Genomic DNA, 24,762 nt, shown 5'->3' on the forward strand with positions numbered 1-24,762 from the left:
TTCTGGGTGGGCTTTTTTCAATAGCCGCCAAGGGAATCGAGAAACCCTACCTGCGCTTGAGAATTATTTTCTTGTCGATTTAGGTTGAATTCGCACGCTGCCATCCTCTTGTTTCAACACGGCGACGGGCAGGATGCTCGGTAACAGATCCAGCAGCAGGTCGACATTGTGCGCCTCGAAGACCCCTGTCACCTTGAGCGCAGCCAAGCTTGGGTCGCTCAGCTCAATGGATGCCTTGCGATAGTGACGCAGCAACGACACCGCTTCATCCAGCGGCGTCTGCTCGAATACGATGCGATCATCTTTCCAGGCCATCGCCTTCAAGGCGTCGACCTTCGCCACTGGCATCAGTTGCCCGCCAATCGAGTCGACCTGTTGCCCTGGCCTGAGGGTGACAGGCGCTTGCGCCGCAGCTGCCACGGCGACATCCACGCGCCCACGGGCCAGGGTCACACGCACCGCCTCGTTATCCAGGCGGCGAACATTGAACAGCGTACCGAGCACCTCGACTTTCGCCAGGCCAGCAGACACTACGAAGGGGCGGTACACGGCCGAGGACACATCGAAGAGGGCCTGCCCAGCGCGCAGGTCGACTTCGCGGCTGAGCAGGCGCCATCTGATATCGACGTGCGTACCACTGTCGAGCAGCAGTTTGCTTCCATCGCTCAGCAGCACAGCGCGCCGCTCACCAATGGCGGTAGCGAAACCCTCACTCTTATAGGCGGGGTTCAGCCAGGCAAGGGCGCCAAAGGCGATCGCAACCGCTAGCGTGATACCTGCTGACTTTACCGCTTTGGCGGGCGCTGGCCTGGACGGCGGCAGGGGGAACAGGTGCTTGAGCTCTTCACGGTGTCGCCCAAGAGCCTCGTCCAGTGGCGCCTGTTCGGGCTGCTTCGTCATGGTTGCACCTCATCGCGGCCAAGCCGTTGCCTGCACGCCGCCAACCCCAGGCGTAGGTGCTTTTCGACTGTCTTGATGGAAATACCGAGGCGAGCGGCTACCTCTGCCTGGGGAATTTCGTGAACCTTATGCATGACAAAAACGGCCTGGCAGCGAGGTGGGAGGTCTGCGATAGCGCTCACGAGCAGTTGAAACTCGCGCTCGCTGTCGTACTGGCTCATCGGCGTGGCTGCCGGGCAGGCTACCTCCGGAAGCTCGGAAACTGCCTCTACCCAGGCGCCTCGGCGGCGATCACTACGGTAGCGACTCACGGCGGTGTCGTTGGAGATTTTTCGTAGCAACGCCAGCGGGGTCCGAACGTTTTCTTTCTCACCGCGCTCAAGCAACTGCACGCACACGTCATGCACTACATCGCGCGCCATGCTTCTGTCGCCGAAGCGTCGGCGAATGTGGTCCACCAGGTCGTCATAGTGACGTACCAATGTAGACAGCAGCGTCGGTTTGGCGGGATCGAGCGACACGATGCATCCTGAAAAGAGGTAGGCCCCGAAAACAAGATGCAAGTGTAAATGAGAAATAGTTGCGAATAAACACCCTCCTCTACCCAGCTGTTGGCTGCTCGAGTGGGTGCAAGAGGTAATTGGAAGGCATGTTTGGCGCAGCTGCAGGGTGTCGATGCCAATGCAGAACTCAGCCAATAACCAGGGACGCTTCAAGGCAAGCCTCGACCTCGAAAATCACTTCATCGAGTAGTTTGATTTTTATCAAATGCTTCATTGCCTTCCTGCCTAGACTGAAAATCAATACGACGTGATAAGTCGAGGGAATGCTCCATGTACTGGTTCCGCCGTCACCGTCGAAGCCTGTTGCATCTCACCCTCGTGGTGTGGGTGTTGGCTATGGCCGTGATGGCAATCCAAGGGTGCTTGGTGCAACCGGATCACAATTTAGCCGCGCCCCACCATGCCGAGCAGTATGTGGTGGATGGTCATGCTCTCCACGCCAGTGGTTGCCTTCAGAGCTGTGAGGAAGCCACCACGGCAATAAAGCCTGCATTGCAAACTCCTGCATCAGACCCCATCCATTGGGCCGTCCTCTTGCTGCTGACTGCGGCAGTAGTGACAGGGCTTAACCCCGACAAGAAATCCTCCTTCGCCTCTCTTGCACTGAAACGCCCCGCGCCGCCGGACCGCCCAGCCCGCCTGATTTTCGTTCGTTCCAACGATTAACCCCACTGCTTCAGAGTGGCCGGGTACCGGCCGCTCTATCTTGTTGAGTGCGAATTTTTCGGGACTCAGCTATTCCTGCTTATCCCTCACATTCCCTGGAGTTCATCATGCAAACGCATTCCAAATTCGTTGTGGCTGCCCTCCTGGCTGGCAGCGCGTGCATAGCCTCTGCCGAGGATGCACATCACCCGGTTGACGCACCAGGCGACTCAACCCAGAGCACAGCGCCAGCGGCGACGGCCATCACCAAAGCCATGACCGATCAAATGCAGAAAATGCAGGCTGCGCATGACAAAGCAGCGGCGGCAAAAACTCCCGCCGAGCGCCAAGCGGCCATGCAAGAGGGCATGAAGGCGATGAAGGACAGCATGGCCATGATGAGCAAGGAGCATCGTGCAATGGGTTGTATGGGCATGTCTGGAGCTAAGGAGGGCGGAGGCAACGAGATGATGGACATGATGATGCAAATGATGGAGCAGCAGTCGTCCATGATGGAAATGCCAATGAAAAGTAAATCTACTGGAGCTGATCCAAATTACTAAGCACCGGTGTTGGCGGGTTAAACCAGAACGCACCCGCCTGTTGTTTGCTGTTGAAGGCATACACGATGAGTACAGCAAACACACCCGACAAGTGAGGAGCACCAACCATGAACCATACTGAACCGGCCTACGGCCTCTGGTCACTGGTCATCATCAACTCATTAGTGTTTGTGTTGTTCGCCTTCAGCTTCACACGGCCCAAGACGAGCCGCGATTGGCGCTCTTTTGGCATGTTCTCGGCGTTCCTGGTAGCTCTATTTACCGAAATGTACGGGTTCCCGCTGACCATCTACCTGTTGATGCCCTGGCTTTCTCGTAACTTCCCAAACATCGATTTCCTCTCACACGACGCTGGGCATTTGCTCGAAACTGTCATGGGCTGGAAGGTCAATCCGCACTGGGGGCCATTCCACATTATCAGCAACCTGCTGATCGCAGGCGGCTTCTGGTTATTGGCAAGCGCCTGGCGTGTGCTCTACAAGGCTCAAAGTACTGACCAACTCGCGCTCGACGGGCCCTATGCGCGGATCCGCCACCCACAATACGTTGGCTTCGTGCTGATCATGTTTGGCTTTCTCTTGCAGTGGCCGACATTGATCACCTTTATAATGTTTCCAATCCTCCTGTTGGTCTACGCCAAGCTGGCGAAGCAGGAAGAACAGGAGATGCTTGCGCACTTCGGCGATGCCTATCGCAACTACTGCGAACATACTCCGGCGTTCCTGCCCTGGTCATCCCCCCGCAGTCCCAACACACCTGCTGGCGCCCCTCCAAGCTCAGGAAGGCAGTCATGAACGCTCTCTGGAGAACCGGACTTTCCTGGCCATGACCATGGCCATGACCATCTCCTGCACAATCTGCGCGCTGCTCTATGCGCAATGACCAGCGCAGGGTATTGCTTTTCTTGGCGCCTTGTTTCACGGGCTCGACTTTGGTCGTCTTCAAGCTCCGCAAGACTACAGTGTGGCGACTTTCGTCGGGCCCCTGCTGATCTTGAGTGTATGGGGCGCGATGGTCGGCACCTTGTTCGCCTGGCGGTCCGCCAAGCTCCATGGAAGGCCTTGATAGCCGCTTCGAGTAGGAGGCAGCGATGAACGAATCACACATGCAACACAGCCAGCATCCGCAGGCGCTCGCATCAGAAAAAATGGCGAAAGATCCGATCTGCGGAATGATGGTAGATAAGACCAAAGCGTTGTCACGAGAACGTGGCGGGCGCCGCTATTACTTTTGCAGCGATACCTGCCTGCGCACCTTCGATTCGCCAGAAAGTGAACTGAAGGCGATGAAAACCCGCGTGACCATCGCCCTCACAGGTGTACTGGCCTTGGCGCTGCTGCGTGCGGGCGCCTTCATTGCGCTGGCTGCTGGTGCGACGCTGCTGACTTGGGTGCCGATCCAGGCGCTACCGTGGTTCACGTGGGGAATTTGGCTTTTCCTGTTGGTCACTCCGGTGCAGTTCATTGGTGGCTGGAGTTTCTATATGGGGGCGTGGAACGCCATTCGCACCCGTAACATCAACATGGATTTCCTGATCGCCCTTGGCACGTCGGTCGCCTATTTCTACAGCGTCGCGGTGTTGTTCTTTCCCGACGTCCTGCCGGTCAAGGTTGCCGAGCGCGACGTCTATTTCGAGGTGTCGGCGGTCATCATCGCCTTCGTACTGCTTGGTAGGTACATGGAGGAAATCATCAAGAAGAAGTCTTCAGCCGCAGTACGACGCTTACTTGATCTCAAACCAGCGATCGCGCATGTGATTCGTGATGGCCAAGAAGTCGACCTGCCCGCTGAAAGCGTTATGGCCGGCGAGTTTCTGATCGTCAAACCTGGCGAAAAAATCCCCACCGATGGCGATGTCAGTGAAGGTCAGTCAACGGTAGATGAGTCCATGCTGACCGGTGAGTCGATGCCGGTCGACAAGCACCCAGGCAGTCCGGTGATCGGGGGTACGCTCAATGGCAGTGGTGTGCTCACTTTCAAGGCGAGCAGGATCGGTGCCGACACCGCACTGGCACAGATCATCAAGATGGTCGAAGAAGCACAGACCAGCACGGCGCAGATCCAACGGTTGGCCGACCAGGTCACTGGCTACTTTGTACCGTTGGTGGTGTCGGTCGCACTGCTGGCCCTGGTCGGCTGGTCTCTTGCGGGGAATTTCCCACAAGGGTTATTGGCCTTTATCGCGGTGTTGATCATTTCCTGCCCCTGCGCACTGGGCGTGGCTACGCCGGCCGCGTTAATGGTAGGTGTTGGCAAGGGTGCCAACAACGGCATACTTATCCGCGGCGGCGAGGTGTTAGAGCGGGCAGAAAAACTGAGTGCGGTAGTGTTCGACAAAACTGGCACTATTACCCGAGGCGAACCAAACGTGACCGATGTGATCCCGCTTGGCACAGCATTGGAAAACGAAGTCATGATGCTCGCCGCCGCCGTGGAGTCTGGTTCAGAACATCCGCTTGGCGCAGCGATAATCCGCGCTGCCCGCCATCGCGGCATCATTCTGCCGAAAGCGACCGGCATCAATGGGATCGCCGGTCACGGCATCGAAGGCAGTATTGATAGTCGAAAAATCTGGCTGGGCAACCGGCGTTTATTCTCCCGCCAAGGCATTTCGACCGAGGCTGCCGAGAAACACCTCGTCAGCCTGGAAGCCGATGGCAAGACTTCCATGCTGGTCGGTGTCGACGAACGTTTGGTCGGGGTGATTGCTGTGGCCGATACCGTTAAACCCGAAGCGGTTGAAGCCGTCGCAGCATTGCAGGCAAGCGGCATCAAGGTCGTGCTACTGAGCGGCGACAACCACCGCACTGCCGAAGCGGTCGCGCGGCAGGTCGGCATCGAGCGAGTGATTGCCGAGGTCTTGCCGGACGACAAGGCCGCAGTGATCCGTCAATTGCAAAGCGAAGGGCAGATCGTGGCAATGGTCGGCGATGGTGTCAACGATGCCCCTGCCCTGGCCACCGCTGACATCGGCATCGCTATTGGCTCAGGTTCTGATGTAGCCAAGGAAACCGGCGGCATCATCTTGCTCAAGAATGATGTACGCGACGTGGTCACCGCGATCAAGCTGTCACGCGCAACCATGGTCAAGATCAAACAGAACCTGTTCTGGGCGTTCATCTACAACGGCATCGGTATTCCAATCGCGGCCTTCGGACTGCTTAATCCCATCATCGCTGCCGCCGCGATGGCGCTCAGTTCATTATCTGTGATCGCCAACTCCGCGATGCTGAAGCGTGCCCATATTGGCTTAAGCCGGGAGGCCAAGCCATGAAGCGCGAGATTTTTGTTATCTGCCTCCTCGTAAGTGTTGTGGGCATCGCCACCGTGCTTTACCTGTTGGGACTGACCGAAGAATCGTTTGTCATAGCAGCGATTTTCCTGCTGTGCCCGGTCCTGGTCGGTGTCCAACTTTTTCGAGGCGTCCGCCAATTTGACAAGGACATGGCCGAGGTTGAACGGCAACTGAAAAGGAAGAATCTGCCTTGATACCTTATGCGATTCACTACCTGAGTTTGCGACGCATTGGACACGTAAACCGATGCTCCAGCTCGCTATGCTCACACCTACGATCGCGCCAGCCAAACTGGAAGTGGCCTTGCGTCACGACCTCACTCCCGTTCCCTCCAAGGAGTGCCATCATGAGCCATCAGCACTTGCCCCAGAACCGCGCACGGGGCACCAACTGGTACTTTTTAGGTTTTCTGGTCATCGCGGGCTATTTCCTGTTCACCGAGCATAGGGCTCACGTCCTTCCATATCTGCCATTCCTGCTGCTACTGGCCTGTCCACTGATGCACTTTTTCATGCACCGTGGACATGGGAATGGCGGACATGAACACGGTGGAAGGGGTGAGCATGACAATTGCTGTGGCCATCAGCACACCAGCGCTCGCAATACCCAAGAGGAACACAATGGTCTACCCGCTAAACAGACGAAATATCCAGATCGCCCTGCATGAAGTAACCGTCGCAGGATTTGACGGTGGCGTTGATGCCATGGCTGATGGCGACACTGGACACGGTTGCGCCAGGTTGCAGGCATTCCGGATCGACCTGGGCTTTGAATGGTGTCGGGTAAGAGCTTCGTTGGCGCATGAAAATCCTGGCGATAAGGGTGATCGCGTCCGCTTAGAAATACGCGGACACCATCGGCCTTAAAGCTGGGCAGGAAACTGAGGAACAGTCAGTCCGTTGGCAATGGCGCTGGCTTCAAGCTTTGCACGCTCCGCGTCGAGAAACACATAGGCGGCCTGCAGCGTGGTGATCTTCGCTTGAATTTCGGCCATCTTGCTGGCGACGAGGACCGCGCCTTGCGCGCAATCGATCGTATTGCCCCGCTTGGCTGCAAGGATGTCGCCGATCTCGGCGAGTGAAAAACCGCCGCTCTGGGCACTCTGGATAAAGGCCAGATCAACAATGGTCTGGTCGCTATAGCTGCGGTAGTTGTTGGCTTGTCGATGGGCCACGATTAGCCCGAGTTGCTCGTAATAACGCACTGTATGGCGGCCGATTCCACTGCGGCGCTCCAACTCACCAATATTCACAGCAAAATTCCCTTGACTGTAGAGTACGCTCTACACCTTAGCCTGCGCCAATCATCCATACAAGGGTTCAGACATGAGCGTGGAATGCTTCGTCACAGGCGGCAGTGGGTTTGTGGGTCAACACTTGTTGGCCCACCTTACTGCAACAGGGCACACGACCCGGGTACTTATGCGTAACCCCGAAAACATCGAGCGCCTGAGAGCCCAGGTAAGCCGACTGGGCGGTGACCCTGCCTATATCCATGCAGTTGAAGGCGATATCAGCAGGGAGGGACTTGGACTCAGTGAAGCAGACAAGCAATGCGTGTCTTCGGCCGCTGTTGTCTTCCACCTCGCGGCGCAGTTTACCTGGGGCCTGACAATGGAACAGGCCCGCGCAGTCAATGTACAAGGTGCGCTGAGAGTCGCCAGGCTCGCGGCGAGCCAGCGCGTCCGATTACTGATGGTGGGCGGCTATATGCTGCAGAACCTTACCCACCTTGCGAGTATCGGGGTTGATAACGAGCGCCCTGAAAACACCAATTGGCCCGCAGTCTACAGCCGTGCCGGTGGCTACGAAGGCAGCAAGCTGGAGTCCCATTTTGCAGTCATCCGTTTCATGCAGGAGGTGGGCGCGGACTACTCCATCGTTCATCCCGCCACGGTGTGTGGCCACAGCGAGAGTGGGCACATCCCTGAAGGACAACCCCTGGCCGAACTGATTCGAAATCTGGCCCTGGGCCGGTTCAAGGCTGTCCCCGGTTCCGCCAGGCACTGGTTGCCATTGGTCAGCGTCGACTACCTGGTGATGATGATGACCTGCGTGGCGTTCGACCCCTCGATGGCCAACCGGGAGGTCCTGGCGCTCTATGAGCACACCCCGAACTTGCAGGGTATGCTCGAACAACTGGCAAAAACGCTGAAGATCAAGGCCCCCCGCCGCCATGTACCGATAGGGTTGCTCAAGTGGCTATTGATGATTCCCGGACTGGCGGCCCGATTCGCGATCAGCGCCGAGTCATTGAACTTCATTCAGACACAGCGCTTCGACATGCGTAACAGCCAGCAATTGGAACGAAAGTATCAGCTGGCACATCCCGACATGGCGCGAACGCTGGAGAAGACCGTGCGCTACGTCCAGGGTTACTTGCCTGATTACCATGCTGACTCTTCTGAAAACCCGGCTGGAAGATAACGACTCGCGCCCTCAAGGAAAACTTCAGCTCGCGTAATTCTGTCGGACATTCCAATAATTTAGGTGCTATATTTTTGGGCATGGACCAGATAGTTACATCCTGACCGTTTGGTTAGTTACAGCGTGTCGGCGCTGAGCTTGGTCTTTAGGGAAAAAGGCGTGTGAATTGACGTGAAGCGTGACATCCACCTTGTTGTGCTACTGCTATCGGTCATAGGTTGTTCTCTCGCCTCGCTAACGCTGTGGAAGGTCATGGCCTCTCGCGAGCGCGCCCTGGAAGACATCAATGTCCATGGCCTGAACCTGACCCAGGCACTGTCCACCTATTCGGAAGGTATCGTCCGGCAGAGCTCAATGCTGTTGCTCGGGCTGGTCGAGCGCCTGGAAACCGAGGGCACCGAACCTGCACAGATCGAGCGGCTGGGTCAGCTGGTCAAGCGTCAGCAACCATTGATGCCGCCAATGAGCGGCATCACCATCTATGCCAAGGATGGGCGCTGGCTCATGTCGTCCAACCGTCCGACTCCCGTCGGCGCCAACAGCAGCGACCGGGCCTTTTTTATCCACCACCGTGACGACCCGTCCCGCGACCCCTTCATCGGCTTGCCAATCCGAAGCCGCGTCACTCAGGAATGGGTGATCACCATCAGCAGGCGATTCAACGACGGCCGCGGTGAATTCGCCGGCGTTGTTGCCATGACGCTCGGCGTGGAAAACTTCCTGCAACTTTTCGGCAAGCTGGACGTCGGCCATGACGGTGCCATCGGGCTGGCCTTTACCAACGGTTCCATGCTGGTGCGCTATCCGTTTCGGGAACAGGACATGGGGCGCAACTTTTCGAAGTCGCCAATCTTCGCCAAGTACCTCATCGACCAGTCAGCCGGCACCGCGTCATTCACCTCCAGCCTGGACGGCGTAGAACGCCTCTATGCGTTTCGCAAGAGTGACAAGCTACCCCTGGTGACAACGGTCGCGCTGGGCAAGCAGGAAGCACTTGCAGCCTGGCGGCTCGAGGCGCTGCTGTCGTCGCTGGTGGTCGCTGCGCTGCTCGCACTGACCGGAACCATTGGCTGGCTGCTGATTCGAGCCATGAGCCGGCGAAGCGCGGTCGAAAACGAACTGCGACTGACCCAACAGCAGTTGCTTGAGAGCAACCAACAGCTCGAACGCCAAGCGATGCATGATGCGCTGACGGGGCTTGCCAACCGGCGCTGCTTTGACGAGGCGCTGACCCAGGAGATCCGCACGGCCCATCGAGATGGGACCACGCTGGCTCTGCTGATGATCGACATCGATCATTTCAAGCGCTACAACGACACCTATGGGCATCCGGCTGGCGATGCCTGTCTGCAGCAGTTGGCTTACCTGCTCTCTTCCTGCATCCGCCGCCCTCGCGACCTGCTGGCACGCTACGGGGGCGAGGAAATGGCTGTAATCCTGCCCGATACCGACATCGACGGAGCGACCGTCGTTGCCAGGCTGATACTCGAGCGTTTGGCCCTGCAACCTATCCCTCACAAAGGTAGCCCTTTCGGGCATGTGACCGCCAGTATCGGCATCGCCTGCTCCGATGGAACGGCCCTCGACAGCCCGCCATCGCTAATTGAACGCGCCGACCAGGCGCTCTATATCGCCAAGCAAGCTGGCCGCAATCGCCTGCATGTCGACGGGGCGAATGTATAAAGCCAATGACAAGGAACGTATTGATGCAATCTCATTTCGGCAAAGGCGTCCTCTTTGCACTCTGCGCCGCAGCACTGAATGCAACGATCGGCGTACTCAGCAAGGTGTTGATGAACAGTGGATTCAGCTCCAGCAGCATCGCCCTGATAAAAACCGTACTTGGCTGCCTGCTGCTGTCAGCCTTGCTCATGTTCCTCAAGCGGCCCCTGCATACGGCCAAGTGGCTCCCTGCCGCTGTTTGCGCCTTTCTCGGCATTTTCGTGCTGTTCCACTTTGAAACGTCAGCCTATAGCCATTACGCCGCGGCAGGTGTCGTGGTGATCCTGATGGCGAGTGCCTCCATTTCTTCGATACTGCTGGGACGGATAGTCCTCAAGGACCCAATCACCGCCAACGCAACGGTAGGCGCCGGATTGACGATAGCCGGTATAGCCGTGATCTTTGGAGCCGATCTGGAACAAGGCTTCACGCTGCAAGGCGCAGTGCTCGCTTCGATCGGAGGCTGCGGTTATGGCGCATTTTCGGTTGCCATGAAGCGCATGGGCGTTTCCGGGGGGCTGCATTTCACTCGCCAACTGTTGTTTTTCGGCAGTCTTTACCTGCTGATGCCAGCTGCGACCGATGGGTTCATCATCGGAGAGCTTTCGTTGGCGGCGGTCATGGCACTGCTGGCTCTGGCTGCGTTGCCGACCATCCTCGGCTTCTTCTGTACCACCAAGGCCATCGAGTACCTGAAGCCATCGCAGGTCCAGGCACTGGAACTGACTGAACCGCTGTTTGCCGCGCTGCTGGCGTTCGTGATCCTCAATGAGGTACCTCGAGACACCTTGTACCTTGGGGCCGGGTTGATTCTCAGCGGACTGTGTTTCTCCAACGAGCTGATCCGGTTAGGCAAGAAAGCGCCACAGCCGTCCGGAGCGTGATTCGTTCTTCTGCCTGCACCTGGCGAGCAAGCGCTCCAAGAGCGCATGCTCGCGCCGCCGCATTACCAAACCGCTATATCGTAGGTCAGGTAGATCCGGTTGCTGTCGCGACCTCGGGAAAAGTCAGAACGGTAGACATAGTTGCGAAGTTTCACGCCCAACCCTTTCACCGGCCCGGACTGCACCACGTAGGCAAGCTCCACGTCACGCTCCCACTCGCTTAGCCCGGCATCAGCGGAGCGACCGTTGTCGCCGCTCAGGTAGCGCGCCATGAACGTGAGCCCGGGGACACCGGCTGCTGCAAAGTTGTAGGCATAGCTCGCCATCCAGGTTTTCTCTTCCTCCTCGATGAATTTGCCGATACCCACGTTGCTGAACGAGTAGACCGTCGCACCGCTGATGTACGGCAGCCCGGCCTCGCCGTCGAGCACCTGGTAACCGGCACCGACCGTGTGCCCGGTGTGTGTGTAGGACAGCTGCCCGCTGAACATGTCATTGTCGATCTCGCCACCGTGAGCGGCTCCGCTGTCGCGGCTCTTGAAATAGCGCAGGTCGGTGGTGAACACCCCGCCGGCCAACGGCAGGTCATGGACCAGGCCGACATAGTCCTGGCGGTAGAAGTGTTCGAGCTGGCCGTGGAAGTAGCTCAAGCGCAGCTGCTTGCTGACGGCATAGTCGGCACCGGCAAAGTTGAAGTCGCCAGACTCCCCGCCGCTGTAGCCATCCAGGAACAGGCCCGTGCTGTCGGAGGAATCCCGCTGCTTGAAGCGGTCCAGGTGGCCGGCAGTCAAGGTCAGGCCATCGACATCGGTACTGGTCAGCTGCGTGCCTTGGTAGGTCTGCGGCAACAACCGCGCATCGTTGTAGACCAGCACCGGCGTCTTGGGCAGCAAGGTGCCATGCTTGACCACGGTCTGCCCCAGTCGCGCCTTGGCCGTCACCCCGGCACTGGCGAACTCGTCAGCCGCACGGCCATCGTCATGCACCGGTAGCAAGCCGGTACCGCTGCGGCCGCGGCCCGAATCAAGCCGTACGCCTACAAGCCCCAGGGCATCGAGCCCCAGGCCCAGCGGGCCTTGAGTGAACCCCGATTGGTAGTCCAGCAAAAAGCCCTGTGCCCACTCCACCCGCTCACTCTTGGCAGTTGCAGCAGCGCGGGCGCTCATGCCTTGTTCGTCGCGGAAGTTTTCGTTGAAGTAAACGTTGCGCAGCTGCAATTTGAGCTTGCCGTCGTCGATGAATCCGGCAGCGCCGGCCACAGGCAGCCAGCCGCAGAGCAGGCCACAGGTGGCCCCACGGAAAACAGTTCGGGACATGTTCGGTACTCTGTTGTTGTTCTTGGATGAGGTGGGCGCCAGCGGCGCCCCATGCAGATCAGACGAAGAAGGACAAGGCCCCCGTGACCAAGGCCAGCGCGGTGATGACCAGCGATGTCAGCACCGCCCATTTCACAGTGGCCTTCTGGAAGTCGCCGATGTCACGATCGACCATGCCCACCAGCAGCAAGGTCGAGGCCACCAACGGGCTCATCAGGTGCACCGGCTGCCCCAGCACCGAGGCGCGGGCGATTTCAACCGGGTCGATGCCATAGGCGGCCGCGGCGTTGGCAAGGATCGGCACCACGCCAAAGTAATAGGCGTCGTTGGACAGCACGAAGGTCAGCGGCATGCTGGTCAGCGCCACCACCAGCGGGAACCAGTGGCTCCACGCGTCGGGAATCCAGTCGACCAGGGTCTGCGCCAAGGCATCGACCATCTTGGTGCCAGAGAAGATCCCCGCGAAGATGCCTGCGGCGAACACCAGCAGCACCACGGTCATGGCGTTGCCCGAATGGGCGAGGATGCGCTCCTTCTGCAGATCCAGCTGCGGGTAGTTGATCATCAGCGCCGCGACGAAACCGATCATGAACAACAGTGCCGCGTGCATGACACCCATCACCAGAGCCGTCATCACGGCAATCACCAGCACCAGGTTCACATACGCCAGCCGTGGGCGCTTGTGCGGGTTATCACCGAGGATTTCCTTGATGTAGCAGTTGCCGCCACCGGACTCCAGGGCGATGTTGCCGATGCGTCGGCGCTCGGCGCGGCCCAGCAGGTAGGCGGTGAACACCACCCAGGCCGCTCCGCCGATCACGGTCGGCAGCATCGGAATGAAATACTCGGTCGCATCCAGCCCGAGCGCGGCAATGGCCCGGGTGGCCGGCCCACCCCAGGGGCTCATGCCACTCATGATGCTCAGCGACAGCATGGACACCGTTGCCAGTATCATCGGGTTCATGCCGATGCGCTTGTACAGTGGCAGCATGGCCGCGCAGGTAATCATGTAGGTGGTGGTGCCGTCACCATCGAGCGCCACCAGCAGGGACAGCAGCGCAGTACCGATGGCGATCTTGATCGGGTCACCATTGACGCGCTTGAGGATCTTGCGGATCAACGGGTCGAACAGGCCGGCATCGATCATCAGGCCGAAGAACAGGATGGCGAACAGCAACAGGGCCGCCGAAGGCGCCACCATTTTCAAGCCATCGAGCATCATCTTGCCCAGTTCGGGGGCGAAGCCACCGATCACTGCAAAGACAACGGGTACTACGGTAAGCGCAACGATCGGTGACAGGCGTTTGCTCATGATCAGGTAGGTGAAGGTCACCACCATGATCAGGCCCAGGAGTGCGAGCATGGTCTTATCTCTTGTTTTTATTCTATTGCGGCCATCGCCAAGGCAGACGGCCCCCTACCCCACTCGACATCGCTGGGATGCTGAGTGGGATTCTAAGTCAACAATGGGAGGTAGAAGAGGCTTTCAGCCGTGATGCCTAGGCTCGGCAGACCAGTCGGCCGGCACAGTGTCCGCCACGTCCGGTGCAGCCGGGGTGCCGTTCAGGCGGCGCAGCAAGGTTTCCCGTTCACAGGCATTCTCAGACAGTGAGATGACCACGGTGGCCACGGCGTTGCTGGCCAGGCTGGTCAGGGCACGCGCCTCGGACATGAAGCGATCGATGCCGATCAGCAAGGCAAGCCCTGCAAGCGGGATGTCGTGAATGACGGTCAAGGTCGAGGCCAGCGCAACGAAACCGCTACCGGTCACACCCGCGGCGCCTTTTGACGACAACAGCATGATCGCCAGCATCGTCACCGTCTGGCCGAGGCTCAGATCAATGTTGCAGGCTTGGGCGATGAACACCGCCGCCAGCGACAGGTAGATGGCAGTACCGTCGAGGTTGAAGGAGTAGCCGGTTGGCAGCACCAGCCCGACCACACCTTTCTTGCAGCCCAGCTTTTCCAGTTTTTCCAGCATGCGTGGCAGTACAGGCTCGGTGGACGATGTGCCGAGCACCACCAGGAACTCCTCGCGGAAATAGCGCAGCAGCTTCCACAGGCTGAAGCCATGGGCACGGCAGATGCCGCCAAGCACCACGAGCACGAAAAACGCACAGGCGATGTAGAGCGTACCGACCAGCTTGGCCAGTGCGCCCAGGGACGTCACGCCGTACTGCCCGACGGTGAAGGCCAGCGCACCGAAGGCACCGACCGGGGCGAAGCGCATCAGGTAGCCGAAAATGCGGAACACCATGGTCGAGGCGGACTCCAGCACATCGAGTACCGGCTTGCCCTTCTCGCCCATGGACGACAGGGCAAAACCGCTGAGCACCGCGATGAACAGCACCGGCAACACTTCACCCTTGCTGAACGCCCCGATGAACGTGTCGGGAATGATGTGCATGAAGAAGTCGACCACGCTGAGCTTCGCCGCAGACGCGGCGTACTGGCCGAGCCCCTCGGTGCTGAGCGTAGCCGGGTCGATGTTCATGCCGACGCCCGGGCGGAACAGGTATACCGCTGCCAGGCCGATCATGAGGCTGACGACGGTCAGTACCAGGAACAGCAGCAAGGTCTTGCTCATCAAACGCCCCAGGGAGCGCTTGTCGGTCATGCCGGCGATACCGGTGACGATGGTGCAGAAGACCACGGGCGCGATCATCATCTTGATCAGCTTGATGAACGCATCACCCAGAGGCTTGAGCGCAACGGCCTGTTGCGCCCAGAAGTGACCGACCACCACGCCCAGCAGGACGGCGCAGAGGATCTGGAAGTACAGCGATTTGGCAAGTCTCATGAGGCATCACCCATTGTTCAAATTGTGCGGATGCGCTTGTTGCGAATGTACAGGTCTGGGCTACCGCCTGGGCTTACCCCGCCAACCTGCGGAATGTAGGGGCGTAAACGAAGCCTGAGAACAGCCGCCGGGCAGTTCGCACCACCGAGGCCTGAATCGTCTTGCCATCGGCACCGCTGCGTGACAGCGCGACATCGATACCGCCACTTGGGTGTTCCAGGCGTACCTCGGCCAGTTGCTCGGCGCCCTCGCCCAGCAGTTCGCCGATGACCGTACCGGGGCTGACGCAGGCAGTCGCCAACCCTATCGCGCCGGTGATGGCCAGGGCGCGGTGGCAGTTGTGCGGCATGAAGTAGCGAACCTGCAACGTGCCGTCATAGCGGGGCTTGGACACCAGCACCGGCTTCGGGATGACCATACCGCTGACATCGCCCAGGCCCATGGCCTTGCCGGCCTTCAGGCGCAACGCCTCGAGGCGCTCGAGCAGACCGACGTTGGCGTCGAGTTCGGCCGGGGTTTCCGAGCCGGTGACACCCAGCTGGCTGGCTTCAATCACCATCATCGGCATGGCCATGTCAATGCAGGTGACCGATACGCCATCGATCACATCCTTGGCCTTGCCAGTCGGGAACAGCTTGCCGGTCTTGCTGCCGACCGCATCGAGGAAAGTCAGGTGCACCGGGGCGGCAGTGCCCGGTACGCCATCGATCGCCGTACGGCCTTCGTAGCGCACGATGCCGCCGGGGGTTTCCACCAGCGAATTGACGAAAGTACCGGTGTTGAGGTTGCGAATACGCACCAGTGTCTTGCCGTCCTGGCCTTTGACCAGGCCTTGTTCGATGGCGAACGGGCCAACGGCGCACAGCATGTTGCCGCAGTTGGGCGCGGTATCGACCCGGCGCTGGGCGACCATGACCTGCACGAACAGGTAGTCGACATCGGCGTCGGCATGCAGCGAGGGGCTGACAATCGCTACCTTGCTGGTTTGCGGGCTACCGCCACCGATACCGTCGATTTCCAGTTCATGCCCGGAACCCATCAGGTTGATCAGCAATTCGTCGCGTTCGACCACATTGGCAGGAAGGTCCCATGCATGGAAAAAGGGGCCCTTGGAGGTGCCGCCGCGCATGAGTACGCAAGGAATTCGTTGCATGATTTCGCACTCTTGTTGATCAATGGACATCATTGATGCTGTGGACAAAAGATTGACAGGGATGGATAAATCAATCCAATGCAAATATCGTAGTCATTGTTCCGATTTGAGCATCAATAAAGAGCCCAATGCCAAGAGCGAACCGAGATGGAATATGAGCTGCAAGACATACGATCTTTCGTGAAAATCGCCGAACTCGGTAGCTTCCACGAAGCCGCAGAAGCGCTGCACCTGTCCCAGCCTGCCTTGAGCCGACGGATCAAGAAGCTCGAGGAAGGCTTGGGCACGTCGTTGCTGGAACGCACCACCCGTCGCGTCAGCCTGACCAGCGTCGGGCGTGACTTCCTGCCCAAGGCCAGGCGCCTGCTGGATGACTTCGAGGACTCGATCCTGAGCATTCGCGAACTTGCCGAGCGACAGACCGGCCAGGTCACCCTCGCCTGCATCCCGACCGCGGCGTTCTATTTCCTGCCGTCGGTGATCCGCGACTACAACGAGCAATACCCGAAGATCCGCATTCGTCTGCTGGACCTCAGCGCCAACGACGGGCTCGAAGCCGTGCTGCGGGGTGAGGCCGATTTCGGCATCAACATGATGAGCGGCCAGCACCCGGACATCGAATTCGTCTCCCTGGTACAGGAGCATTTCGTGCTGGCCTGCCGCAGGGACCACAAGCTGGCGAACCGCGAAGCCGTCACCTGGACAGAACTGGCCGACTACCGCCTGATCGGCGTAGGCCGACTGAGCGGCAACCGGATGCTGCTGGACCATGCCCTGTCCGGGCTCAATCTGCGGCCCAAGTGGTTCTATGAGGTTCAGCACCTGTCCACCTCGCTGGGCATGGTCGAGGCCGGGCTGGGCGTGTCGGCCATGCCCAGCCTGGCCATGCCCAACGCCGACCACCCGACGCTGGTCAGCGTGCCGCTGATCGAACCCCAGGTCACCCGCACCCTGGGGTTGGTCTATCGCCGCGGGGCGTCGCTGTCGCCAGCAGCGGAGAAGTTCGTGTCGATCCTGCTGGACAAGTGGCCCAACCGATAAGCGAAACGCCTTGCGTTTCGCGCGGCGCGGCACAGGGGAAAAACCGGCGGCGTCCATGGTTCACTCTCCTCCCAGCCCCAGGGCGTTGGGCCGGCGTTTCTCGATCGCGAACTTCAGCAGTGCCGCGCTGCGGAACAGGCCATGAGCGAACTTGCCATAGGGCAGCGTGACGAATAGCGCCATCACAGTGCCCAAATGGATCGCCAGCAGGATCGCCATCGCTGCGGTATCACGCAGGCCCAGCAACGCAAGGCCCGTGGCGCTGACCAGCAGCAGAAGCAGGATGAACGCCCGGTCCATGGGCCGCTGGGCAACATCGCCCTGCTCCGGCGCCCTGCGCAGGTTCAGCGCCAACAGCCCGGCCGGCCCGACGATCAAGCCAATGCCGCCGAGTGTTCCGAGCAACACCGGTGCACTCAGCAGCGGGTACGGCGCCTGCTGGCCCAGCAGGTAGTGATACCCGGTGGCGACCACCGTGGCGGCAAAGCACAACATGAAGCCGTAGAAGGTGAAGTGATGGAAGCGCCGGCGCCAGAGCGTGTAGCGATCATCGGCATTGTTGCAACCTTGGCCGTGTCCGCCGTCCAGGTATTTCAGGGTCAACGCTGCGCTTGATGCCTCGAACACTGCCCCTTTGGCCGGTTGCGCCAGCGCCTCGGCAGGCGAGACCGAGCGCCAGAAACGTCGTACCGCCACCGCCAGGGCCACACCTGCAGCGGCAAAGACACTACCGAACATCAGCGCCAGAGCGTTGTGCGGGAAGACCGCATAGAAGTTCCCCGCCAACCGCCCGGGCAGCAGCGTGCCGTTGACGTACAAGGTCAGCAGCAAGAACAGCGACAAGGCGACGGCCAATGCAGTGGCGACATAGGTGCCGTTGTGCCGATACAGCCGTCCGAAGAGGGCCGGCCAGGCGTACTCGGCGTAAGTCTGCCCGCGCACCTTGGCCATTGCCTGGGGCACGTTGACGGCAAACTCGTGGGGTTGGGCGTACTGGCAGGCGTGCAGGCAAGCGCCGCAGTTGTGGCACAGGTTGGCCAGGTAATGGATGTCGGCCTTGCCGAACTCCAGCCTGCGGGTCATGGCCGGGAATACTGCGCAGAAGCCTTCGCAGTATCGGCAGGCGTTGCAGATCCGCATTTGCCGGTCCACTTCCCGCTCCTCCAGGTTCAACACCGGGATCAGTGCGAGGGCCGGCCGGGCGGCATCAGGCTGGCGTGGTTCAGGCAGTTGCACGGTCATGGCGATTCTCTTTTTCTGGATGTTCGTAACCTGCCGCCGCAGCGGCGCTGGTCCCGGCGATACGGCCGAAGGCGGTGCCGATGGACATGCCGACACCTGCGGTGTAGCCCTTGCCCAGTACGTTGCCCGCCATCATCTCGCCGGCAACGAACAGGTTCGGACTGGGACGTCTGTCGAAATGGACCGCGGCAGTTTCATCGGTGCGCAACCCCAGATAGGTGAAAGTCACGCCAGGACGCAGTGGGTAACCGTAGTAAGGCGGTGTATCGATCGGGCGCGCCCAGTGGCTTTTCACCGGCTCCAGGCCCACGGTGTGACAGTCATCCAGCCGGGTGTGGTCGAAAGTGCCCACCTGGCAGGCCTGGTTGTAGGCATGTACGGTTTCGAGGAAGGCCTGCACAGGCAAACCGAGCAGGCCGGCCAGCGCCTCCAGGCTGTCGGCGGTGGCACCGGGGAAAACCGGCGGCATGAAGCGACCGAGCGCTTTCTGGTCGATGATCGAGAACCCCACCTGCCCGGGCTGATGGGCCACGAGACGCCCCCAGATGGCATAGCGCTTGGGCCAGAAGTCCTCGCCTTCGTCATAGAAGCGCTGGCCGTCGCGGTTGACCACCACGCCCAGCGACACACAATCGATGCGCGTGCAGATGCCGCCGTCGTACAGCGGAGCGCGAGCATCGATCGCCACCATGTGCGCCTGGGTCGGGTCGCCAATCGTGTCGGCACCCTGTTCGATCATGCGGCGCAACAAGACCCCGTCATTGAAACGCGTACCGCGGATCAGGAAATTGTCTGAAGGCCACTCCCCTCGCGCGTTCTGCCCCCAGGCCTCGCGCAGCCACTGGCGGTTGGACTCGAAACCGCCGGCGGCAAGCACACAGGTGCGTGCCTCGATGCGCTCGGCGGGCAGTTGCCGCCCCTGAACCTCACGCGCCGGCACATGGGCCGCAACGAAGCGTCCGTCCTGCAGTTCGATGTCGGCTACAGGCGTGTCGTAGCGGATCTGTACCCCGAGGTTTTCGGCGCTGCGAAAGTAGGCATTGACCAGCGCCTTGCCGCCGCCCATGAAGAAGGCATTGGTCCGTGCGGTGTGCAGCGCACCCGACAACGAGGGCTGGAAATGCACACCATGGCGGCGCATCCACCCGCGGCAGCTGGAGGACGCGCGAATCACCAGACGCGCGAGCTTTTCGTCAGTCTGGCCACCGGTGACCTTCAGCAGGTCCTGCCAGAACTCTTCCTCCGGATAAGCCTCGACCAGCACGTCCTGCGGGCCATCATGCATGCAGCGCAGGTTACGGGTGTGTTGTGAATTACCACCACGCCAGGCGCGGGGCGCGGCCTCGAGCAGCAGCACGCTGGCTCCGGCCTCTCGCGCCATCAGCGCGGCACAGAGGGCGGCATTGCCCCCTCCGATGACTAGCACATCGATCATTTCGCCTCCAGGTCACGAAGAGCCGAATGTTCGGGTGCTCCTCGTGGCCACGGACTTTAATGAGTGCCCGGAGGGTGCGAAACGCGATCGTCGGGGGGAGGCATTCAGTTTTTCTAAAGGGGTTGGATGAATGAACCCACAGTCTGGGTCATAGCAACCGGGCCCCAGGCCATCGGCCCTGCTCCACCAGATCCCGAGCGACCTCCTGCAGTACGATCCGTGTCGCCAACGCGGCCGGCGAGAGCTCGTCATCGGTCAGGCTGACAATCACATTGCGACGCTGCGCCTGTGCTTCATCGATGGCAAACACGCGCAAGCCCGCCTGATGCGCCCGGGCCACCGTGGCGCCGGGCTGGATGGTGGCGGCATGGCCCGCACAGACACAATCCATCAACAGCGACAGACCATCGACTTCCATGACGATGCTGGCCTCCAGCCCGGCCCGTTCGAAAATCGAGCGCAATGTCGTACGCAGACCATGCTGGGTGCTGGGCATCACCAAGGGGAGCGTCGCAATCTGTTGCAATGTAAGCGACTCGCCCCACTCGGCCTTGACCAGCGGGGCGGGAACCAGCACGAACAGCCGCTCCGTCAGAAGCGCCCGGACATCCAGCCGCGGTCCCGTCTCTGTCTGGAACAGCACCGCCAGGTCAAGGTGCCTGGCATTGAGTTGGTTCATCAGATAGCCAGACAGCATTTCCACCAGGTGCAGGCGGATGTCCGGATAGCGTTCGCGCATCCTGTCGATCAACGCCAGGCCAAGAATCGATGCGGTGGTCGGTGCCAACCCCACGCTGGCGTAGCCGCTCATGCGGCCGCTCTGTGCTGCCAGCACAGCATGCTCCGCCTGACGAAGCGCCAGGCGCGCATGGTATTCAAAGGCCAGGCCCGCCGCCGTCGGCGAGACGCCGGTACTCGAACGTGTCAAAAGCCGGGTACTCACCTCGCTCTCCAGCTTCGACAGTTGCTGGCTCAGTGCGGAGGCGCCGACCCCGAGCTCGACCGCCGCCCTGCCAAGACTGCCGTACTCCAGAACACTCAGGAAATAGCGAAGCTGACGTAACTCCATACAACTCTCTTCAACGATGGGGGCAGGCCTGGAGCATGTTAACCGTATTTGCACAGCGTGGGCGCTCAAGCCTTGATCGACAGGACGCTACGGTGGAACGGACTGGCCCGCCCTCATGGAACCGCACATGACTCATTGAATTGGCAGGGACCCTGTGGGAGCGGCTTTAGCCGCGAACACCGGCGCAGCCGGTGCCATCCACCGCGTTGGATTCTTCGCGGCTAAAGCCGCTCCCACAGGGTACGCGGACTGCTTGCGAATTCAGTTCGCCAAGCGTCAGCGCAGCCCACAAGCTGGCCGATCTCCTGCAAGGCCTTCTTTTCGTCTGCAGGAATCAATCTGGCAGGCCTTGCAATACATGCGAAAATTCGTATATTTGAAAAACCATATATTTCAAGCATGAAGAGCAAACACCGAGAACTGCCATGACTGACTCGCTGACCCCGACCCAGGTCTTCAAATGCCTCGCCGACGAGAACCGCATTCGGATGATGCTGCTGATCGCTCGCGAGCAAGAGCTATGCGTCTGTGAACTGATTTGCGCCCTGGAAGAAAGCCAACCCAAGGTCTCCCGCCACCTGGCACAACTGCGTACCTGCGGCCTGCTTGAAGACCGCCGCCAAGGCCAGTGGGTCTACTACCGCCTGCATCCAGAACTGCCCACCTGGGTACGCGATGTCCTGGTAACAACGCTGGAGGCCAATCGCGACTGGTTGAACACCAGCGCCAAACGACTGGACAGCATGGGTGACCGCCCTCAGCGCGTCGCTACCTGCTGCTGACCACTGCCGAGAAAAACACGGCATTTTTCACATTGCCTTTCGAACAACTGGATGCCACCCAGCTCAAGGCGAGCTGGCACGTATCGGAACGCTCTGACGTTCAGGGAGATACACCATGAGCAAAAGCCGACTTTCCTTCCTCGACCGCTACCTGACGGTCTGGATCTTTTTGGCCATGGGCCTTGGCATCGCCCTGGGCAGCCTGTTCCAAGGGTTGCCGGTTTGGCTGAACAGCTTGTCGCTGGGCTCGACGAACATCCCCATCGCGATCGGCCTGATCGTGATGATGTACCCGCCATTGGCAAAGGTGAAATACGAGGAGTTGCCGCAGGTCTTCAAGGACAAACGCATCCTCGCCCTGTCGCTGATTCAGAACTGGGTGATCGGCCCGGTGCTGATGTTCGGGCTGGCGGTCGTTTTTCTTTCCGACAGGCCCGAATACATGACCGGCCTTATCCTCATCGGCCTGGCACGTTGCATCGCCATGGTGCTGGTGTGGAACCAGATCGCCGGCGGCAACAACCAGTACGTGGCCGGCCTGGTTGCCTTCAACAGCATTTTCCAGATTGTGTTCTTCAGTGTGTACGCCTGGATTTTCCTGGGGCTGCTGCCCCCGCTGTTCGGCCTGGAGGGCAGCGTCATCGAGACCAGCTTCCTCGATATCGCCCAATCGGTGCTGATCTACCTGGGTATCCCGTTCCTGGCCGGCTTCCTGACCCGGAAGATCCTGATCAGCAGTAAGGGCGCAACCTGGTACCAGGAGCAGTTCATTCCGAAGATCAGCCCGCTGACGCTCGTGGCGTTGCTGCTGACCATCGTGGCCATGTTCAGCCTGAAAGGCGACATGGTCCTGCAACTGCCGCTGGATGTGCTGCGCATCGCCATCCCACTGACCATCTATTTCGTGGTGATGTTCTTCATCAGCTTCTGGATGGGCAAGCTGCTGGCAGCCGACTACCCCCGCACCACTGCGCTGGCCTTTACCGCGGCAAGCAACAATTTCGAACTGGCCATTGCCGTGGCCATCGCCACCTTCGGCCTTGCTTCGCCGGTCGCCTTTGCCACCGTCATCGGGCCTTTGGTGGAAGTGCCGGTACTGATCTCGCTGGTTGGCGTGGCCTGGTGGCTCAAGCGCCGCTGGTTCGATCAGGCGTCCGGTGCCTTGTCCCAGGAGTAGAACCATGAGCGAACATGTTATCCCCAACATCGACAGCGAACTGATCGACCTGCCATCCGCCGAAAAACTGGCGATCGCCCAGCAGTCCACCCACAAGCCGCGCATCCTGCTGCTGTACGGATCGACCCGCGAACGCTCCTTCAGCCGCCTGCTGACGGAGGAAGCGGCCCGCCTGCTGGAGCACTTCGGTGCCGAGACGCGAATCTTCAACCCGTCCGGCCTGCCATTGGCGGATGACGCCCCCGAAGACCACCCCATGGTCAAGGAGCTGCGCGACCTGGTGCTGTGGTCGGAAGGCATGGTCTGGTGCTCGCCGGAACGCCACGGCGCGATGACCGGTGTGTTCAAGTCGCAGATCGACTGGATCCCCCTGAGCATGGGCGCTGTGCGCCCGACCCAGGGCAAGACCCTCGCGGTCATGCAGGTGTGCGGCGGTTCGCAGTCGTTCAACGTGGTCAACCAGCTGCGCGTGCTGGGCCGCTGGATGCGCATGTTCACCATCCCTAACCAGTCGTCAGTGCCCAAGGCCTACCTGGAGTTCGACGAAGCGGGCCGCATGAAACCGTCCCCGTACTACGACCGTGTCGTCGATGTCATGGAAGAACTGGTGAAGTTCACCCTGCTGTTGCGTGACCGCGCCGGCTACCTCGTCGACCGCTACTCCGAGCGCAAGGAGTCGGCCGAAGAACTGTCCAGGCGTGTCAATCAACGATCCATCTGAAGTCCCCACTCGAGAACAGGAACATGGCAATCAAAGTAGGCATCAACGGATTTGGCCGTATCGGTCGCCTGGCGCTGCGGGCGTCCTGGGATTGGCCGGAATTCGAATTCGTCCAGATCAATGACCCGGCCGGCGACGCCGAGACCCACGCCCACCTGATCAACTTCGACTCGGTCCACGGGCGCTGGCATCGTGAAGCCGGGGCACAAGGCGACGCGCTGGTGATCGACGGCAAGCGCATCAAGGTCACTGCGAACAAGGCGATCACCGACACCGATTGGTCGGGCTGCGACCTGGTCATCGAGGCCAGCGGCAAGATGAAGTCGGTAGCCGTGCTCCAGGCCTACCTGGATCAGGGCGTCAAACGCGTGGTGGTCTGCGCTCCGGTGAAGGAGAAAGGCGCGCTGAACGTGGTGATGGGGGTCAACCAGCACCTGTTCGATCCGGCGCTACACCGTATCGTCACCGCCGCGTCCTGCACCACCAACTGCCTGGCCCCGGTGGTCAAGGTGATTCACGAGAACCTGGGTATCCGCCACGGCTCGATCACCACCATCCACGACCTGACCAATACCCAGAGCATCCTCGATACGCCGCACAAGGACCTGCGTCGCGCCCGTGCCTCAGGCATGAGCCTGATCCCGACCACAACGGGCTCGGCTACCGCAATCGCCGAGATATTCCCTGAGCTGCGCGGCAAGCTGAATGGTCACGCCGTGCGTGTACCGCTGGCCAACGCCTCGCTGACCGACTGCGTGTTCGAAGTGGCGCGTGAGACCACGGCTGAAGAGGTCAACGCGTTGCTGAAGGCGGCTGCCGAAGGCCCGTTGAAAGGCATTCTGGGCTACGAAGCGCGACCACTGGTGTCCATCGACTACCGCACAGACCCGCGGTCCTCGATCATCGATGCGCTATCGACCCTGGTAGTCAATGGCACCCAGGTGAAGATCTACGCCTGGTACGACAACGAGTGGGGCTACGCCAACCGTGCAGCGGAGCTGGCCCGAATGGTCGGCCTGGCGGAGTAG

Annotated in this window: 25 protein-coding genes; 15 read left to right on the forward strand and 10 right to left on the reverse strand. The window is 60.2% G+C overall.

The features are described from left to right. Positions 1-63: 63 nt before the first annotated feature. Positions 64-900 (reverse strand): FecR domain-containing protein, encoded by an 837-nt coding sequence (locus J5M71_RS04525; RefSeq protein WP_207830228.1) that lies wholly within the window; start codon positions 898-900, stop codon positions 64-66. Then, positions 897-1,421, reverse strand: a complete 525-nt coding sequence (locus J5M71_RS04530) for an RNA polymerase sigma factor (RefSeq protein WP_207830230.1) — start codon at positions 1,419-1,421, stop codon at positions 897-899. Before J5M71_RS04530 ends, J5M71_RS04525 begins: the two co-directional genes overlap by 4 nt. Before the next feature lie 312 nt (positions 1,422-1,733). Here J5M71_RS04530 and J5M71_RS04535 point away from each other — a divergent pair, with 312 nt between their 5' ends. The 7 genes from J5M71_RS04535 to J5M71_RS04560 all read left to right on the forward strand — a co-directional run bounded on the left by J5M71_RS04535 (position 1,734) and on the right by J5M71_RS04560 (position 6,633). Continuing rightward, a complete protein-coding gene (locus J5M71_RS04535; RefSeq protein ID WP_207830231.1) occupies positions 1,734-2,129 on the forward strand; it encodes a hypothetical protein in 396 nt (131 codons plus the stop codon). Positions 2,130-2,236: 107 nt separating this feature from the next. Continuing rightward, a complete protein-coding gene (locus tag J5M71_RS04540; RefSeq protein ID WP_207830233.1) occupies positions 2,237-2,671 on the forward strand; it encodes a hypothetical protein in 435 nt (144 codons plus the stop codon). A gap of 107 nt (positions 2,672-2,778) precedes the next feature. Beyond that, positions 2,779-3,465: an isoprenylcysteine carboxylmethyltransferase family protein gene (locus tag J5M71_RS04545; protein ID WP_207830235.1), complete on the forward strand. Its 687-nt coding sequence runs from the start codon at positions 2,779-2,781 to the stop codon at positions 3,463-3,465. 118 nt (positions 3,466-3,583) lie between these two features. After that, entirely contained in the window at positions 3,584-3,736 is a 153-nt protein-coding gene (locus J5M71_RS29640) for a hypothetical protein (protein WP_347709860.1), read from the forward strand. 25 nt (positions 3,737-3,761) lie between these two features. Continuing rightward, positions 3,762-5,945, forward strand: coding sequence for a heavy metal translocating P-type ATPase (locus J5M71_RS04550; protein ID WP_207830238.1), 2,184 nt, complete (start codon positions 3,762-3,764; stop codon positions 5,943-5,945). Continuing rightward, positions 5,942-6,160: a hypothetical protein gene (locus tag J5M71_RS04555; protein ID WP_207830241.1), complete on the forward strand. Its 219-nt coding sequence runs from the start codon at positions 5,942-5,944 to the stop codon at positions 6,158-6,160. The genes J5M71_RS04550 and J5M71_RS04555 overlap by 4 nt, the downstream gene beginning before the upstream one ends. Positions 6,161-6,312: 152 nt before the next feature. Further along, entirely contained in the window at positions 6,313-6,633 is a 321-nt protein-coding gene (locus J5M71_RS04560) for a DUF2933 domain-containing protein (RefSeq protein WP_207830242.1), read from the forward strand. Positions 6,634-6,828: 195 nt separating this feature from the next. On the opposite strand, the gene J5M71_RS04570 is transcribed toward J5M71_RS04560, so the two are convergent. Then, on the reverse strand, positions 6,829-7,218 hold the full coding sequence (locus tag J5M71_RS04570; RefSeq protein WP_207830246.1) for a MerR family transcriptional regulator: 390 nt from the start codon (positions 7,216-7,218) through the stop codon (positions 6,829-6,831). Between the two features lie 73 nt (positions 7,219-7,291). Between J5M71_RS04570 and J5M71_RS04575 the strand changes: the two genes are divergently transcribed. The 3 genes from J5M71_RS04575 to J5M71_RS04585 all read left to right on the forward strand — a co-directional run bounded on the left by J5M71_RS04575 (position 7,292) and on the right by J5M71_RS04585 (position 10,998). Next, complete coding sequence (locus J5M71_RS04575) at positions 7,292-8,392, forward strand: SDR family oxidoreductase (protein WP_207830249.1); 1,101 nt, start codon at positions 7,292-7,294, stop codon at positions 8,390-8,392. A gap of 171 nt (positions 8,393-8,563) precedes the next feature. Next, positions 8,564-10,075 (forward strand): diguanylate cyclase, encoded by a 1,512-nt coding sequence (locus tag J5M71_RS04580; RefSeq protein ID WP_207830251.1) that lies wholly within the window; start codon positions 8,564-8,566, stop codon positions 10,073-10,075. A 23-nt stretch (positions 10,076-10,098) separates the two neighbouring features. Beyond that, on the forward strand, positions 10,099-10,998 hold the full coding sequence (locus J5M71_RS04585) for an EamA family transporter (protein WP_063913521.1): 900 nt from the start codon (positions 10,099-10,101) through the stop codon (positions 10,996-10,998). 62 nt (positions 10,999-11,060) lie between these two features. On the opposite strand, the gene J5M71_RS04590 is transcribed toward J5M71_RS04585, so the two are convergent. The 4 genes from J5M71_RS04590 to J5M71_RS04605 all read right to left on the reverse strand — a co-directional run bounded on the left by J5M71_RS04590 (position 11,061) and on the right by J5M71_RS04605 (position 16,267). Continuing rightward, complete coding sequence (locus J5M71_RS04590) at positions 11,061-12,314, reverse strand: OprD family porin (RefSeq protein ID WP_207830254.1); 1,254 nt, start codon at positions 12,312-12,314, stop codon at positions 11,061-11,063. A gap of 58 nt (positions 12,315-12,372) precedes the next feature. Continuing rightward, complete coding sequence (locus J5M71_RS04595) at positions 12,373-13,677, reverse strand: citrate:proton symporter (RefSeq protein ID WP_063913523.1); 1,305 nt, start codon at positions 13,675-13,677, stop codon at positions 12,373-12,375. Positions 13,678-13,800: 123 nt separating this feature from the next. Further along, complete coding sequence (dctA, locus tag J5M71_RS04600) at positions 13,801-15,114, reverse strand: C4-dicarboxylate transporter DctA (RefSeq protein ID WP_207830256.1); 1,314 nt, start codon at positions 15,112-15,114, stop codon at positions 13,801-13,803. Between the two features lie 73 nt (positions 15,115-15,187). Next, the gene (locus J5M71_RS04605; RefSeq protein ID WP_082888347.1) at positions 15,188-16,267 is read right to left on the reverse strand and encodes a 4-oxalomesaconate tautomerase; all 1,080 of its coding nucleotides are present in this window, start codon (positions 16,265-16,267) and stop codon (positions 15,188-15,190) included. Between the two features lie 147 nt (positions 16,268-16,414). On the opposite strand from J5M71_RS04605, the gene J5M71_RS04610 reads away from it, so the two are divergent. After that, positions 16,415-17,308, forward strand: coding sequence for a LysR family transcriptional regulator (locus J5M71_RS04610; protein WP_016714082.1), 894 nt, complete (start codon positions 16,415-16,417; stop codon positions 17,306-17,308). Between the two features lie 60 nt (positions 17,309-17,368). Here the strand turns inward: J5M71_RS04610 and tcuB are convergent, their stop codons facing one another. The 3 genes from tcuB to J5M71_RS04625 all read right to left on the reverse strand — a co-directional run bounded on the left by tcuB (position 17,369) and on the right by J5M71_RS04625 (position 21,054). Then, positions 17,369-18,550: a tricarballylate utilization 4Fe-4S protein TcuB gene (gene tcuB / locus J5M71_RS04615; protein ID WP_063913526.1), complete on the reverse strand. Its 1,182-nt coding sequence runs from the start codon at positions 18,548-18,550 to the stop codon at positions 17,369-17,371. Further along, positions 18,531-19,985 (reverse strand): FAD-dependent tricarballylate dehydrogenase TcuA, encoded by a 1,455-nt coding sequence (gene tcuA / locus J5M71_RS04620; RefSeq protein ID WP_207830259.1) that lies wholly within the window; start codon positions 19,983-19,985, stop codon positions 18,531-18,533. Before tcuA ends, tcuB begins: the two co-directional genes overlap by 20 nt. A 148-nt stretch (positions 19,986-20,133) precedes the next feature. Beyond that, positions 20,134-21,054: a LysR family transcriptional regulator gene (locus J5M71_RS04625; protein ID WP_063913528.1), complete on the reverse strand. Its 921-nt coding sequence runs from the start codon at positions 21,052-21,054 to the stop codon at positions 20,134-20,136. 425 nt (positions 21,055-21,479) lie between these two features. On the opposite strand from J5M71_RS04625, the gene J5M71_RS04630 reads away from it, so the two are divergent. The 4 genes from J5M71_RS04630 (at position 21,480) to J5M71_RS04645 (ending at position 24,762) form a co-directional block, all read left to right on the forward strand. Continuing rightward, a complete protein-coding gene (locus J5M71_RS04630) occupies positions 21,480-21,836 on the forward strand; it encodes a metalloregulator ArsR/SmtB family transcription factor (protein ID WP_063913529.1) in 357 nt (118 codons plus the stop codon). Positions 21,837-21,951: 115 nt separating this feature from the next. Continuing rightward, positions 21,952-23,013: an ACR3 family arsenite efflux transporter gene (arsB, locus tag J5M71_RS04635; protein WP_207830262.1), complete on the forward strand. Its 1,062-nt coding sequence runs from the start codon at positions 21,952-21,954 to the stop codon at positions 23,011-23,013. Positions 23,014-23,017: 4 nt separating this feature from the next. Then, positions 23,018-23,734: an arsenical resistance protein ArsH gene (arsH, locus tag J5M71_RS04640; protein WP_207830265.1), complete on the forward strand. Its 717-nt coding sequence runs from the start codon at positions 23,018-23,020 to the stop codon at positions 23,732-23,734. 23 nt (positions 23,735-23,757) lie between these two features. Beyond that, positions 23,758-24,762 (forward strand): ArsJ-associated glyceraldehyde-3-phosphate dehydrogenase, encoded by a 1,005-nt coding sequence (locus tag J5M71_RS04645; RefSeq protein WP_207830269.1) that lies wholly within the window; start codon positions 23,758-23,760, stop codon positions 24,760-24,762.

The sequence above is a fragment of the Pseudomonas sp. 43(2021) genome (genome assembly GCF_017490805.1).
GTDB lineage: Bacteria > Pseudomonadota > Gammaproteobacteria > Pseudomonadales > Pseudomonadaceae > Aquipseudomonas.